Source organism: Actinomadura kijaniata (assembly GCF_014138665.1).
GTDB classification, from domain to species: domain Bacteria; phylum Actinomycetota; class Actinomycetes; order Streptosporangiales; family Streptosporangiaceae; genus Spirillospora; species Spirillospora kijaniata.
The window spans coordinates 208,831-222,059 of sequence record NZ_JACJIA010000003.1; the positions used below are offsets into that span (position 1 = coordinate 208,831).

At 73.7% G+C, this 13,229-nt stretch carries 13 protein-coding genes and 1 tRNA gene; 5 read left to right on the forward strand and 9 right to left on the reverse strand.

What is annotated here, in order from left to right:
* Positions 1-63 precede the first annotated feature (63 nt).
* The 5 genes from HNR61_RS13035 to HNR61_RS13055 all read right to left on the reverse strand — a co-directional run bounded on the left by HNR61_RS13035 (position 64) and on the right by HNR61_RS13055 (position 5,745).
* Positions 64-1,578 (reverse strand): AMP-binding protein, encoded by a 1,515-nt coding sequence (locus tag HNR61_RS13035; RefSeq protein WP_182843402.1) that lies wholly within the window; start codon positions 1,576-1,578, stop codon positions 64-66.
* A 169-nt stretch (positions 1,579-1,747) separates the two neighbouring features.
* On the reverse strand, positions 1,748-2,389 hold the full coding sequence (locus tag HNR61_RS13040) for a DUF1444 family protein (protein WP_312897886.1): 642 nt from the start codon (positions 2,387-2,389) through the stop codon (positions 1,748-1,750).
* Between the two features lie 108 nt (positions 2,390-2,497).
* Positions 2,498-4,009, reverse strand: coding sequence for a cobyric acid synthase (locus HNR61_RS13045; protein ID WP_182843927.1), 1,512 nt, complete (start codon positions 4,007-4,009; stop codon positions 2,498-2,500).
* A 22-nt stretch (positions 4,010-4,031) separates the two neighbouring features.
* Complete coding sequence (locus tag HNR61_RS13050) at positions 4,032-4,967, reverse strand: cobalamin biosynthesis protein (RefSeq protein ID WP_182843403.1); 936 nt, start codon at positions 4,965-4,967, stop codon at positions 4,032-4,034.
* Complete coding sequence (locus HNR61_RS13055) at positions 4,951-5,745, reverse strand: phosphotransferase (RefSeq protein ID WP_312897887.1); 795 nt, start codon at positions 5,743-5,745, stop codon at positions 4,951-4,953. The genes HNR61_RS13050 and HNR61_RS13055 overlap by 17 nt, the downstream gene beginning before the upstream one ends.
* Positions 5,746-5,867: 122 nt before the next feature.
* On the opposite strand from HNR61_RS13055, the gene HNR61_RS13060 reads away from it, so the two are divergent.
* The 4 genes from HNR61_RS13060 to HNR61_RS13075 all read left to right on the forward strand — a co-directional run bounded on the left by HNR61_RS13060 (position 5,868) and on the right by HNR61_RS13075 (position 8,460).
* Positions 5,868-5,944 (forward strand) — tRNA-Arg (locus tag HNR61_RS13060).
* 155 nt (positions 5,945-6,099) lie between these two features.
* On the forward strand, positions 6,100-6,900 hold the full coding sequence (locus HNR61_RS13065) for an alpha/beta fold hydrolase (protein WP_182843404.1): 801 nt from the start codon (positions 6,100-6,102) through the stop codon (positions 6,898-6,900).
* A 23-nt stretch (positions 6,901-6,923) separates the two neighbouring features.
* On the forward strand, positions 6,924-7,715 hold the full coding sequence (locus HNR61_RS13070; RefSeq protein WP_182843929.1) for a MerR family transcriptional regulator: 792 nt from the start codon (positions 6,924-6,926) through the stop codon (positions 7,713-7,715).
* 76 nt (positions 7,716-7,791) lie between these two features.
* Entirely contained in the window at positions 7,792-8,460 is a 669-nt protein-coding gene (locus HNR61_RS13075; RefSeq protein ID WP_182843405.1) for a hypothetical protein, read from the forward strand.
* Between the two features lie 92 nt (positions 8,461-8,552).
* Here the strand turns inward: HNR61_RS13075 and HNR61_RS13080 are convergent, their stop codons facing one another.
* The 4 genes from HNR61_RS13080 to HNR61_RS13095 form a co-directional block, all read right to left on the reverse strand.
* A complete protein-coding gene (locus tag HNR61_RS13080; RefSeq protein ID WP_182843406.1) occupies positions 8,553-9,056 on the reverse strand; it encodes a hypothetical protein in 504 nt (167 codons plus the stop codon).
* 54 nt (positions 9,057-9,110) lie between these two features.
* Complete coding sequence (locus HNR61_RS13085) at positions 9,111-9,770, reverse strand: HAD family hydrolase (protein WP_182843407.1); 660 nt, start codon at positions 9,768-9,770, stop codon at positions 9,111-9,113.
* A 55-nt stretch (positions 9,771-9,825) separates the two neighbouring features.
* Complete coding sequence (locus HNR61_RS13090) at positions 9,826-10,719, reverse strand: helix-turn-helix domain-containing protein (RefSeq protein WP_182843408.1); 894 nt, start codon at positions 10,717-10,719, stop codon at positions 9,826-9,828.
* A 109-nt stretch (positions 10,720-10,828) separates the two neighbouring features.
* A complete protein-coding gene (locus tag HNR61_RS13095; RefSeq protein WP_182843409.1) occupies positions 10,829-11,629 on the reverse strand; it encodes an SAM-dependent methyltransferase in 801 nt (266 codons plus the stop codon).
* Positions 11,630-12,052: 423 nt separating this feature from the next.
* Between HNR61_RS13095 and HNR61_RS13100 the strand changes: the two genes are divergently transcribed.
* The gene (locus HNR61_RS13100) at positions 12,053-13,204 is read left to right on the forward strand and encodes an FKBP-type peptidyl-prolyl cis-trans isomerase (RefSeq protein ID WP_182843410.1); all 1,152 of its coding nucleotides are present in this window, start codon (positions 12,053-12,055) and stop codon (positions 13,202-13,204) included.
* The last annotated feature ends 25 nt before the right edge of the window (positions 13,205-13,229 follow it).

The window sequence follows — 13,229 nt, forward strand, 5'->3', positions numbered from 1 at the left end:
AATTCGCAACAGGCGACTATATCCGCAATCGCGTCTCCCGTCCGATTCGCCCCGGCCGGCCGTTCAGTCGGCGCCCCGGCCGAGCGCCACCCGGTCGATCTTGCCGGTGGCGGTGTGCGGCATCTCGGCCAGCAGCGTCACCGACAGCGGCACCTTGTGGTCGGGCAGCCGGTCCCGGGCGAACGCCAGCAGCTCCCGCTCGGCCTCCCCGCGCGGCAGCCACGCGGGGTCCTCCAGGACCGCGAACGCGCGCAGCCCCGGCCGTCCCCCCACGTCCGCGTTCCCGTCGTTCATGACCACCGCGACCTCCACCACGGCGGGGTGGCGGCCGAGGACGCGCTCGACCTCCAGCGGCGCGACCCGCTCCCCCGCCACGGTGACCTGGTCGAGGACCCGCCCGTGGTGGTGGACGAACCCGTCGGCGTCCACGTGGACCAGGTCCCCGGTGCGCAGCCACCCGTCGGGCCCCAGGACCTCGGCGGTCTGCTCCGGCCTGCCCAGGTACCCGGTCATCACCGACGGGCCCCGCACGTACAGCACGCCGGTCCGCCCCGGGCGCACCTCGCGGCCCGGCCCGCCGGGCGCGCCCTCGGACCGCACGGAGATCTCGAACGGTTCCAGCACCACCCCCAGGGCGCCGCGGCGGCGGCGGGTGACGGTGTTGGAGACGAAGGTGTGCCCGACCTCGGTGCTGCCGAGGCCGTCCAGCACCGGGCAGCCGAACGTCTCCTCGATCCGGTCGCCCAGCGACGGCAGCAGCGGCTCGCCCGCCGACACCACCGCCCGCACCGTGCCGAACGCCTCCCGGACCGCGTCCCGCGCGCCGTTGCCCACCAGCCGCGCGTACCAGGTCGGAACGGTGAACAGCAGCGTCGGCCGGTGCCGCCGCGCCTGCTCCACCGCGCCCCGCACGCTCGGCCGGGAGGACCACAGCACCGACGAGCCCCCGCACAGCATGGGGAAGAACACCGTCGCGCCGAGACCGAGCGGGTAGCACGCCTTCGACAGCGAGAACACCACGTCCTGGGGGGTGATGCCGAGCGCGCCGATGCCCAGCGCGCGGAAGTAGACCTCGGCGTCGGTATGCCTATGCACGGCCCCCTTGGGCTTCCCGGTGGTCCCGGAGGTGTACTGCACGTACGCGGGGGTGTCGGGGAGGACGGGCGCGGGGTCGGGGATCACGGCGGGCTCGTCGGTGAGGTCCCCGTCGGTGAGCGTGTGCGCGGAGGCGAACCGGTCGAGCAGCCCGGACGCGCACACCACCGCCCGCGGCTCGGCGTCGGCGAGGACGTGGGCGTGCTCGGCGGCGGTCCGCTCGGGCCCGGTGAGCACGGCGACCGCGCCGAGCCGCAACGTGCCCAGCAGGGCCGTGACGAAGCCGACCGAGTCGGGCAGCGCGATCAGGACGCGCTGCCCCGGCCGGACCCCGGCGGCGTGCAGCACCCCGGCGGCGGTGGCGGCCGCGTCATGGACCTCGCCATGACTGAAGGTGGTCTCGCCGGAACGGAACAACGGGCGGTCCCGCCAGCCGTAGGTATCGGCGCGGCGGGCGAGCAGGGCTGCGAGATTGCCTTCCATGGCGCGGCTCCTCCTGCCTGGGGACGACAAGCGGAGGTTACGCCGGGTAGGCATACCGACACGGCGGGTTCCCCTGATTTCGGTCTTGGACCGGGGATGATTAGGCCATACCTACGGGGACGCCGGTCACGGGGCCGCGCCACCGGCCCGGACGAACCGGGCGGGCCGGTCAGGCGGGGAGCGCCGCCCAGGCGTCCCCGGTGCGGACCAGCAGGTCGCGGGTGAGCAGCTGCCCGGCCGGGACGTCCCAGGCGGGGTCGGCGTCCGCGTCGGTCCCGGCGGCGAGCCGGTCCTCGGACCAGACGCGCTCCACCGCCCACCGCAGCCGCTCCACCCCGTCGGGGTGCCCGGTGCCGGTGGCGACCAGCACGTCCCGGCCCGGGACGGCCACCACCAGGTCGCCCTCGACGTCCTGGGCGAGCTTCTCCAGGAACGCCTCGTCCAGCAGCAGCCCCGAGTCGAGGCCGCCCTCGCCGAACGCCACCGTCACGGCCCGCGCGTCGGGGTACCAGTTCATCGTCAGGCCGGGGCGGCGCGCGTGCAGGTTGACGGCGGCCAGGCGGCGCAGGTCCTCCGGCGCCACGTCCATCTCGTCGCAGTGCCGCCGCGCCACGTACTCGTAGCGGCGCCCGCCGGGACGTCCCGCGACCGGCTCGTCGTCGAGCTCCAGCGCGTAGGTGACGTACAGGTCCCCGGCGAAGGGCTCGCGGATCGGCTCCTCGCCCGGTGGAAGCGGGAACTCCAGCTGCACCTCCGCGGGCACCCGCGCCCTCATCAGCGGGACGATGAGACCAGTCCGCGGCTCGGTCACGGGTCGCTCCTCCTCAGGCGGCCTTGGCGTCCAGAGTGGATCACCCTACCCGGGTCGCGCCGCCGCTCACCGGAACCCTGCCATCTCGGTCTGTGACGTCGCCCGCGCTCAGCGTCCACCCGGCACCCGCGGCGCGCCGCCGGGAGCCACGACGGGCAGCACCGCCGGGGCCCCGTCCTCGACGAGCCGCCACAGCGCGTCGGTGTCGAGGTGCCGTTCGACGAGATCGCCGAGCGTGTCGAGGGTCGCCTCCCGGATCGCCGCGAACGACACGTCCGGCGCGACCCGGAAGTCGCGCCCGGCGACCCCGGCCACCTCGGTCAGGAACGCGCGCCGGAAGCCGTCGTTCTCCAGGGCCCCGTGCCAGGTGGTCCCCCACACCGCGCCCTCGCGGCACCCGTCCAGGAACGGCTCCCCGCCCGATGTCTCCACGATCCCGTGGTGGATCTCGTAGGCGCTGACGCGCTCGCCGTAGGCGGTGCCCTCGGGCCGCCCCAGGGTCTTGTCCGGGGCGAACGCGACCCGCGCGGGCAGCAGCCCGAGCCCCGCGACCGTCCCGGCCCCGGACTCGACCTCGTCGACGATCTCCCGCGCGAGCATCTGGTAGCCGCCGCAGATCCCCAGCACGGGCCGTCCCGCGCGGGCGCGCCGGACGATCGCGTCGGCGAGGCCGCGCTCGCGCAGCCAGGCCAGGTCGGAGACGGTGGCGCGGCTGCCCGGCAGCACCACCAGGTCGGCGTCGGCGAGGTCGCCGGGGCCGGCGGCGTGGCGGACCACGACGCCGGGCTCGACGGCCAGGGCGTCCAGGTCGGTGAAGTTGGAGATCCGCGGCAGGCGCACCACCGCGACCCGCAGCGTCTCGGGCCCCAGCGGGGCGCGCGCGTCGGGCCGGGGCCGGTCCAGCGCGAGGGAGTCCTCGGCGTCCAGGTACAGGCCCGGCGTCCAGGGCAGCACCCCGAGCGTCGGCCGTCCCGTCAGCAGCCGCAGCTGCTCCAGGCCGGGGGCCAGCAGCTCGGGCGCGCCCCGGAACTTGTTGATCACGAATCCGGCGACCAGCGCCTGGTCGGCGGGCTCCAGCAGCGCGACGGTCCCGAACAGCGAGGCGAACACCCCGCCCCGGTCGATGTCGCCGACCACGACGACCGGCAGGTCCGCGGCGCGGGCCAGGCCCATGTTGGTGATGTCCCCGGCCCGCAGGTTGATCTCGGCGGGGCTCCCGGCGCCCTCGCAGACCACGACGTCGTACTCGTCGCGCAGCTCGGCGAGGCTGGCGTTCACGACCTCGCGCAGGCGCTCCTTGTGCGCGCCGTACTGCACCGCGTCCACCTCGGCGACCGGCCTGCCCAGCAGCACGATCTGGCTGCGCCGGTCACCGCCCGGCTTGAGCAGCACCGGGTTCATCACCGCGCGCGGCTCCACGCCCGCCGCCTGCGCCTGCATGTACTGCGCCCGCCCGATCTCCGCGCCGTCGGCGGTGACCATCGAGTTGAGCGACATGTTCTGCGCCTTGAACGGGGCGACCTTCACGCCCTGCCGCGCCAGCCACCGGCAGATGCCCGCCGTGACCACGCTCTTGCCCGCGTCCGAGGTGGTCCCCGCCACCAGCAGCGCCCCGCCCACACGCACCTCTTCGTCCGTCGCCCTAACGGCGGGCCAGCGCCCGCGCGACCCCGGCCGAAACCAGGGCAGCAGCCACCGTAACGCCCGCCGACAGCCGCACGGCCCGCCGGATGTCCCCTACCTCGGGTCCGCGGCCGTCGCCGAGCCCGGGACGGCGCTCGACGCGTCCGCCGTAGCTGTTGGCCCCGCCGAGCCGGACCCCGAGCGCGCCCGCGAACGCCGCCTCGCAGCGTCCGGCGTTGGGGCTGGGGTGCGCCGCGCCGTCCCGCCGCAGCACCCGCCACGCCTCGCCCCGCGCGCCCCGGGCGCAGGCGACGGTGAGCAGCCCGGTCACGCGCGCGGGCACCCAGTTGGCGAGATCGTCGAGGCGGGCCGAGGCCCACCCGAACCGCTCGTACCGTTCGCTGCGGTACCCGACCATGGCGTCCAGCGTGTTGACGGCCCGGTACGCCAGCAGCCCCGGAACGCCCGCGACCGCGCCCCACAGCAGCGGCGCGATGGCGGCGTCCGAGGTGTTCTCGGCCACCGACTCGGTCGTGGCCCGCGCGAGGTCGTCGGCGCCCAGCCCGGCCGGGTCCCGGGCGCACAGGTAGGACAGGCGCCCCCGCGCCGCGGCGAGGTCCCCGTTCTCCAGGTGGGAGGCCATCAGCCGTCCCTCCCGGCCCAGCGAGGTCCCCCCGAGCACGGCCCAGGTGGCGAGGGCGGTGACCCCGGCCCTCGCCACGGGTCCCCGGGCGGCCCGCTCCACCGCCCAGCCACCGGCCGCGACGCTCCCGACCAGCACGGACGTGTAGAGCACGCCCCGCCCGCGCGAGTCGGCGTAGACCGCGCGCTCCCACGCCTTGGCCGCACGGCCGAACAGCGCGACCGGATGCCCCCGCCGGGGGTCGGCGAACACGGCGTCCAGCGCCACGCCCAGCAGCAGTCCGGCGGCCCGTCCCTCAGTGGAGGCGCGCATCGAGCTCGTCCCAGTGCCTTTCCAGCCAGTCCTGCGCCCGGCGGATCCGGGGCCCGGCCCCGCTGTGCCAGATCCGCGCCCAGCCGCCGCCGAGCCGTTCGGCCCGGGTCCGCATCGCGCGGTAGGAGCGGTCGAACCGCACCCGCGCCGCCGGGAGCAGCTCCCGCCGGCTGTCGCGGTCCAGCCCGTAGGCGTCGCAGAACATCCGCATCCGCCGCCCCACGTCGGCGCCGTACAGCAGCCCGTCGCGGTCCGCCGGGTCGGCGATCGGGGCCCAGTGCCGCAGCGTGGTCACCACGTCGTACAGCCGGGTCGTCGGCCGCGCGAGATCGAAGTCGATCAACGCGACGGGCAGGCCGTCCCGGAAGACCACGTTCTCCGGCGTGACGTCGCAGTGCCCGATGATCTCGGGGGCGGCGTCCAGGTTCGACGCCTCGGTGTCCCAGGGCTGGTCCGTCGGCACCCCGTAGGACTCGACGGCGTCGTGGTAGCGCCGCAGCAGCCGCGCGAGCCCCGCCAGCGCGTCCTCGCCCGCCGCGTACGCGGGCAACGGCCGTCCGGGGGCCTCCCCCGGCATCCAGCTCAGGACCTCCCGGCCCTGCCCGTCGACGCCGAGCACCCGCGGGGCCCCGTCGAACCCGACCTTCTCCAGATGCCGCAGCAACCCGTGCACCGCCGGGGTGTGCGCCCGCACCGGCCGCCGGACGGTGTCCCCGACCCGCACGACCCCTTCGGTGACCTCCCCACCGGAAAGCGGCACCTCCACGTCAACCCCCACAGCCGTCAACGATATGCCGCCCGGCGACCGCTCACGCCGACTTCCGTCCATCCCCGGCCACGCCCACACCGGGCCGCTCGTGCGAAGACCACGCATCGCGCTCTACACTCATGACCCAACATGCGCCCATAGCTCAGCTGGATAGAGCACCGGACTTCTAATCCGACGGTCGGGGGTTCGAATCCCTCTGGGCGCGCCACGCACCACCCGCCGGAACGGGCCGCGACCAGGGGGAACGCCCTCCCCGCGAGGGCGGCTCCGTAGAGCCGATCACCGTCTCGTGCCGGACGTCTCGGCGATGGCGTCGCCGCGGCGGTTGACCCTGACGCAGGGTCAACCTCCCAGCATGGCGGCATGACCACTACGACCACTACGACCACTACGACGATCCGCCACGACGGCGTCACGATCCCGATGTCCCGCGGCGGCCGGGGGCGGCCGCTGGTCCTGTGCCCCGGCCTGAACTCGACCCAGGCCGACCTGCGCGGGCTGGCCGGGCTGCTGCGGCGCGACCACGACGTGGTGACCTTCGACCTGCGGGGCCATGGCCTCGCCTCGGCCGCCGACCGGTACTCCTTCGAGGCGTTCCTCAGCGATCTGACCGCCGTGGTGGCGGAGCTGGAACGCCTGCGTCCGGACGAGGCGCCCCTGCTGGTGGGCTACTCGCTGGGCGCGGACCTGGCCGTGCACTACGCCTCCGAGCATCCCGGCGTCGCCGGGCTCGTCCTCATCGACGGGGCGAACCCGGTGCCCGAACCGTTCCTCACCGAGGAGCTCCTGCCGGAGTTCCGCGCCATGTGGGAGGAGATGGCGGAGCAGCAGGAGGCCCTGCGGGGCACCGCGCGCCAGGTGCTGCCCACCGCCCGGGAGATCCTCGACCTGAACGTCGAGATCGACGCGGTGCGCTCGGGGATCCTCGACCGGTACCGGAGGATCGACCGGCCCATCAGCATGATCATGTCGTCCTCGATGGCCGGTGACGGCGCCGGAGGGCACGCGCCGCGCCTCAACCGGAACTGGCGTTCCGGCGTCGAGCGGCTGGTCCGCGAGCAGCCGCGCGTCGCCGTGTCCTGGCTCGACGCCGACCACGGGCTGGTCTTCACCCACGCCCCGGAGATCGCCCGGATCGTCCGGGACGCGCGGGCGGCCGGGTGAAGCGCCCGTAGGAGACTGGTGTGATGCTGACCATCGGCGAGCTGGCGTCGTACGCCGGGGTGACGGTGCGCGCGGTGCGGCACTACCACGCCAAGGGACTGCTGCCGGAGCCGGAACGCGACCACTCCGGCTACCGCAGGTACGACGCCGGCGCGGTGGTCGAGCTGATCAGGATCCGGACGCTCGCCGAGGCCGGGGTCCCGCTGGCGCGGGTGCGGGAGCTGCTCCAGGCCGGCGGGGAGGAGTTCGCCGCGGCGGTCGCCGACATCGACCGGCGGCTGCGGGCCGAGATCCGGCAGCGGCAGCGGCACCGGGAGCGGATCGCCCGGCTCGCCGCCGGGGACAGCCTGGCGCTGCCCCCGGAGGTGGTCGGGTATCTGGACCGCCTGCGGGCGCTCGGGATCGACGAGCCGATCGTCCGGGCCGAACGCGACGGCTGGATCCTGCTGGCCGCGCGCTCACCCGAACGGGTCCCGGAGTGGATCGCGCGCAAGCGCGAGCAGCTCGCCGACCCGCGGCTCCTCGATTTCTACCGCGTCCTGGGCCAGGCCCTCGAACGGACCGACGACCCGCGGCTGGTGGAGCTGGCCGACGAGCTGGCCGTCTACTTCACGCGGATGGCCGATGAGAGGGGCGAGGACTATGTCGACGACATCGACATCGAGGCGCCGCTGGTCAGGCTGATGGACGCGCTGGCGTTCGACACCGTGCCGCCGGGCCGCCGGTTGATCGAGCTGCTGAGGGAGCGGGGCTGGACCGGCTGGACCAAGCTCGAACGCGTAGCGCCCCCGCAGGCGTCCGACAACGGTCCCTAGCTCGCCGCCCTGCTAATAACGTCGGTGGCGTGGTGCAGGGTGGGCCCTGGATTTCCGGGATCTGGAGGAGGCGGTCGTGTCGGACGGCTTCATGGTGGCCGCGCGGATCGCGATGACGCGGGAGGGGTTCGACCGCTGGCTGGACACGCCCGCGCCGGGCCCGGACGCCATCGCCAACCCGGGCGAGATGTTCGACGGCTGGTTCTGGGACGGCCGCCGCGCCGACACCGGGTGGCGGAACGCCGCGGTGGGGGTGACGCCGCGGGACTTCTTCGCCGAACGCGTCCGGCGGGTCGGCTCCGGGGCGAGCGTCCTGCTGTACCGCGAGGGCGCGTTGGAGGCGTACCTGTTCGACGTGGGGTACGTGGAACGGGAGGTGCACACGGCGCTGCTGATGTTCGCGGCCGCCGGGGCGTTCAAGACCGAGCCCGCCTCCGACGCGGTGCTGTTCTGGGCGGAGGCCGGCGGCGGCCTGAGGGAGCCCGACTGGCGCGGATGGCTGGCGGTGTTGTCGGTGGACGAGGACCTGTCGCGCTTCACCCCCGCCTCCGGCCTGCCCCGGGCCGCTCTCGCCGACTCGATCGCCGCCCTGCGCCCGGTCGAGGACCGCTTCTTCCAGCTGGTCGAGCGTCTGGGCGAGGAGGAGGAGTCGTGGGACTGGGAGTCGGGAGAGGCGTTCACCACCACGACGCCCCGTGACGAGCTGTTCGTCGACCCCGAAGTCCTGCGACGGCCCGAACGCTAGAACCTCGTCGTCCCGTCGATGCGCCCGACCCTCCCGCCCGGCCCGCGGGGTGGGCCGGGCGCCCACGAGGCCGCCGGTGGACGGGCCTCGGTTCAGCGGCACTCGTATTTCTGTACGGCGTCGAACGCGGCCCGGTTGCGTTTCCCGTAGACGGGTTCGACCACCGCCCGCCCGCTGCCGCCCGGTTTGACCGCCCGCGCCGAGGCGGCGACCGCGTCCAGCACCGTGGTGAAGTGGCGGGCGATGTCCGGTGGCGCGCTCCCCCGCATCCGCTTGCCGTAGCCGGCGATGAGCGCGGCCTTCCTGCGCGGCTCGGCGAAGTCCAGCGGCTGGTTCTGGAGGACTTTGCCCACGTCGGCCTGGTAGGACAGCATGGCGAGCTGGAAGGTCGGAAGGTCGGCGCAGAACGCCGAGGACGCCCGGGACGGGGTGGGCGCGGCGGGCGCGGTGGGCGCGGGCGCCTTGGCGGCGGGGGAGGTCGGGGAGGCCGATGCCGAGGGGGCGCTCGGGTCGGAGCAGCCCGTCACCATCAGCGCGGCCACCACGGACACCTGCGCGAGTGAACGCGTACGGGAGCGTGTGCGGGGTGTGGTCATGATCTGACCGTAAGCGTCCACGGCCGTGTTGTCCGCCCCATGATTCACACCAGATCAGGTCGTTCGCGCCCCGTCGAGAAGGGCGGGGAGTTCGCGCATGTCGGTGAACACGACGGTGTCGGGGCCCTCCAGCCATTCGGCGGGGGTCAGTCCGCCCGCGTAGCCCAACGACCGCATCCCCGCCGCGCGGGCCGCCTGAACCCCGTAACGGCTGTCCTCCACCACCACGCAGCGGCCCGGCGGAACGCCCATCTCCCGCGCCGCCAGCAGGAACAGGTCGGGTTCCGGCTTGCCGTGGACCACCTGGGTGGCGCTGAAGATGCGGCCTTCGAAGCGTTCGTAGAGCCCCGTGCGTCCCAGGGTCCGGCGCATCTTCTCGTGGCTGCCGCTGGAGGCCACGCAGGTGGGCAGCGTGATCGCGTCCAGGGCCCCGGCGATCCCCGCCACGGCGGTCATCTCCGCGTCGAGGGCGGCGAGGTAGAGCTCCTGGAAGCGCCGGTCGGCCTCGACGGCCAGGTCCGGGCCCAGCCGGGCGGTGATCAGCTCGTTGATGGACTTGGTGGAGCGCCCGAGGAACAGCTCGACCACCTCGTCCGGGGTGATCGGCCACCCCAGCTCCGACAGCACCGCGACGTTCGTCCGCACCGCGATCGGCTCGGTGTTCACCAGCACGCCGTCACAGTCAAAGATCACCAACTCGATCGGCTCCGCCATCCGGCCACCCTAGGCGGGCGGGGTGCTCCCCACCAGACCGCGGCGGCCGGACGGGTCACAGGCCGCGCAGCAGGCGGCGGATGATGTGCGGGGTGGCCTCGGGCTGCTGCGCCTCGGTGACCAGGGTGTTGAAGACGTGCCAGTGGCGTTCGACCTCGTCGGGGCGCGACGGGTAGGAGGCCCCGTCGAACCGCTCCAGGTAGACCAGGTCGGGCAGGATCTGCTGGGGGAAGCGGACCAGGGTGAGCGACCCGCCGGTCATGGCGGTGGCGGCGCCGGCCTCGAACGTCGCGATCTGGAGCGTGACGTTCGGCCGGGCGTCCAGGTCGAGCAGGTGCTCCAGCTGGTCGCGGATGACCAGGCGGCCGCCGACCTGGCGGAGCAGCACCGACTCGTCCAGCACGATCCACAGGTTGACCGGGCGGGGGCGGCGGCGCAGCACGCGCTGCCGCGCCATGACCACCGCCACCCGGCGCTCCAGCTCCGCCGGGGTGGCCCGGGGATGGCGCAGCCGCAGGATCTCGCGGGCGTAGTCGGGGGTCTGGAGCAGGTCCGGGACGAGCTGCGGCTCGAACGTGCGGACCAGCTTCGCCGTCTGCTCGGCGCTGACGTACCGCCGCGCCCACTTCGGCAGCACGTCGAGGTGCTCCTCCCACCACCCGGGGATGTTCGTCTGCTCGGCCAGGGCCTCCAGCGTGACCCGCTCGGCCTCGTCGCGGACCCCGTACAGTGCCGCCAGCGCGGCCAGGCCCGCCGGGTCGCAGCCGGTCCTGCCGCGCTCCAGGCGGCCCAGCGTCGCCTCGGTCATCCCGACCGCGCGGGCCGCCGCCGGCCGGCTGAGCCCGGCCTGCCTTCGCAGCTCGCGCAGGCGCGTGCCGAGGAGCAGGCGCGGCACCAGCGGGCCGGTCGGGGTGGAGAGGGTACGTGCCGGGGTCGCGGTGGAAGTCAATCGGCACCTCGCTTGGCTCTCGCAGACGCGACCCCGACGGCGTCAGATCTTTCTTTTCCCCAGTGTGCCCGCCCGCGCGCACTCCGTGAAGACGGATCCGCCCATCGGGTCAGGGTTTGCGACCCACGCCACACAGGTCGGCGCGCCACGGGCGTTCGATGCCCGGCTCGGGGCGCCACCGGCACTCGGGGACCACGCCGGGGTCGAGCAGCTCCGTTCCCTCGAAGTACCCGCGGATGAACTCGGGGCCGCGCAGGATGTAGGGGACCGCGCCGGTCTCGTCGTAGCCGCTCTGCGCCTTCCGGAACGCCTCGTCCTCGTCGGTCGCGTCGTAGATCGCCAGGTAGCTGCCGGAGGGGACCCGCTCCATCACCCGGCGCACGACCGAACGGGCCTCGTCGTCGTCGGTGATGTGCCCGAGCACCCCCATGAACATCACGGCGATCGGCCGGGTGATGTCCAGCGTCTCCCCCGCCAGCTCGATGATCTTGTCGGGATCGTGCAGGTCGGCGTCGATGTACCGGGTGGCGCCCTCGGTGGTGCTGGTCAGCAGCGCGCGGGCGTGCGCCAGCACCAGGGGGTCGTTGTCGACGTAGACGATGCGCGACTCGGGCGCGACGCGCTGGGCGACCTCGTGGGTGTTGTCCACGGTCGGCAGGCCGGTGCCGAGGTCCAGGAACTGGCGCACGCCCAGCTCCCCGGCGAGCAGGTGGATGGAGCGGGCCAGGAAGTGCCGGCTGGCGCGGGCCATGTCCACGATGCCGGGGAAGGTCTGCTTGTAGGCGTCCCCGGCGGCGCGGTCCACCGCGTAGTTGTCGGTGCCGCCGAGCCAGTAGTTCCAGATGCGCGCCGAGTGCGGCACGGAGGTGTCGATCTTCGAGTGATGCGGTTCGGGGGTGGCGTCGGTCACGGCCCGTTGTTCCTTCCGCACGCGGAGACTTCGAACCTCCTCAACTTAGGCACACGACCGCGCCGCCCGCCGGAAAAGCCGTTTCCGGCCACCCCCTGTGACTGGTTTGCCGCACCTTTCGGACACGGGAACGCCGTGCGGCCCGGCGTTCCACGCCATTTCCCCTGGCGGCGGAACGCGGCCCGGGTGCGGAAACGCGGCGGGACGCGGATCGCGGCGCGGGCGCGGCCGCCGCGGCGCGAGGCGGGGTGACAGGGCGGGGGCCCGTCCAGCAGACTGGCCGGTGACTGGCTTGTCGGCGGCCCGGGGACCGGTAGATTGCGGAGCCGGTCTTCTTTGCCCTGTTTTCACAGCCGCCTTAGGCGCTGGATGGCAGGGTGATGGCTTTCATGGTGTCGTCGAGTCCGGAGCGAGTGAGGGAACATGGCCGAGGATGACAAGCCGGCGGTGAAGGCGAAACTGCCGAGCGCCAAGAACATCCGCAGCCCGGAGTTCAAGCCGCACGGTCTCGGCGGGGACAGCCGCACGCGCGGGCCCCGGCCGTCCGGGTTGACCGCCGCGCAGGCCAAGAAGCGACGGATGGCGACGATCGCCGGGGTCGTGGTGGTGGCGCTCGCCGTCGCCGGAGGGGCGGCCTACTACATGTCGCTGCCGGGCCCGAAGGTCGAGGTGAGCGGCAAGTTCAACGCCGAGCCCAAGGTCGTGATCCCCAAGGACCTGGTGCCCGGCAAGACGTTGAAGGTCACCACGCCGATCAAGGGCACCGGCAAGGCCATCGCCAAGGGCGACATGGTCTACGCCAAGCACGTGTTCTACAAGTGGTCGCCGGGCGAGGACGACAAGGCCCGCACCAGCACCAACAAGAAGGTCGGCTCCACCTACGCCCCGGACCCGAACAGCCCGCTCCAGCCGCTGCCCGCCGGCGGCGTCGGGGTCAAGGGCATCGACAAGGGCCTGGTCGGGCAGACCGTCGGCAGCCGCGTGGTCATGGAGATCCCGCCCGCCGAAGGGTTCGGCGAGAACGGCGCGCAGTACGAGCTCGGCAAGAACGACTCGCTGGTGTTCGTCTTCGACATCCTGGCGGGCGTGGGCAAGGACTCCGGGCCGCAGGGCACCGAGAAGAAGCTCGACGACCCCAAGCTGCCCAAGGTCGAGAAGTCCGACAAGCCGGGCCAGGCGCCGAAGGTCACGATCCCCAGTGATGAGGACGCGCCGAAGGACCTCCAGGTCAAGCAGCTGGTCGAGGGCACCGGCGAGGCGATCCAGAAGGGCGACCAGGCGATCGTCCACTACCAGGGCCAGCTGTGGCGCAACGGCAAGAAGTTCGACTCCAGCTGGGACAAGCCCGACGCGGGCGGCGGCCAGGGCGGCCAGCCGGTCGCGTTCCCGGTCGGCACCGGCGGGACCGTGCCCGGCTTCGACAAGGGCCTGACCGGGCAGAAGGTCGGCTCGCGCGTGCTGCTGGTGCTGCCGCCCAAGGAGGGCTACGGCGACAAGGGCCAGCCGCAGGCCGGGATCAAGGGTGACGACACCCTGGTGTTCGTCGTCGACATCCTCGGGCGGCTCCCCAAGTAGCCGCCCCGCGCGGACGGTGACCGCC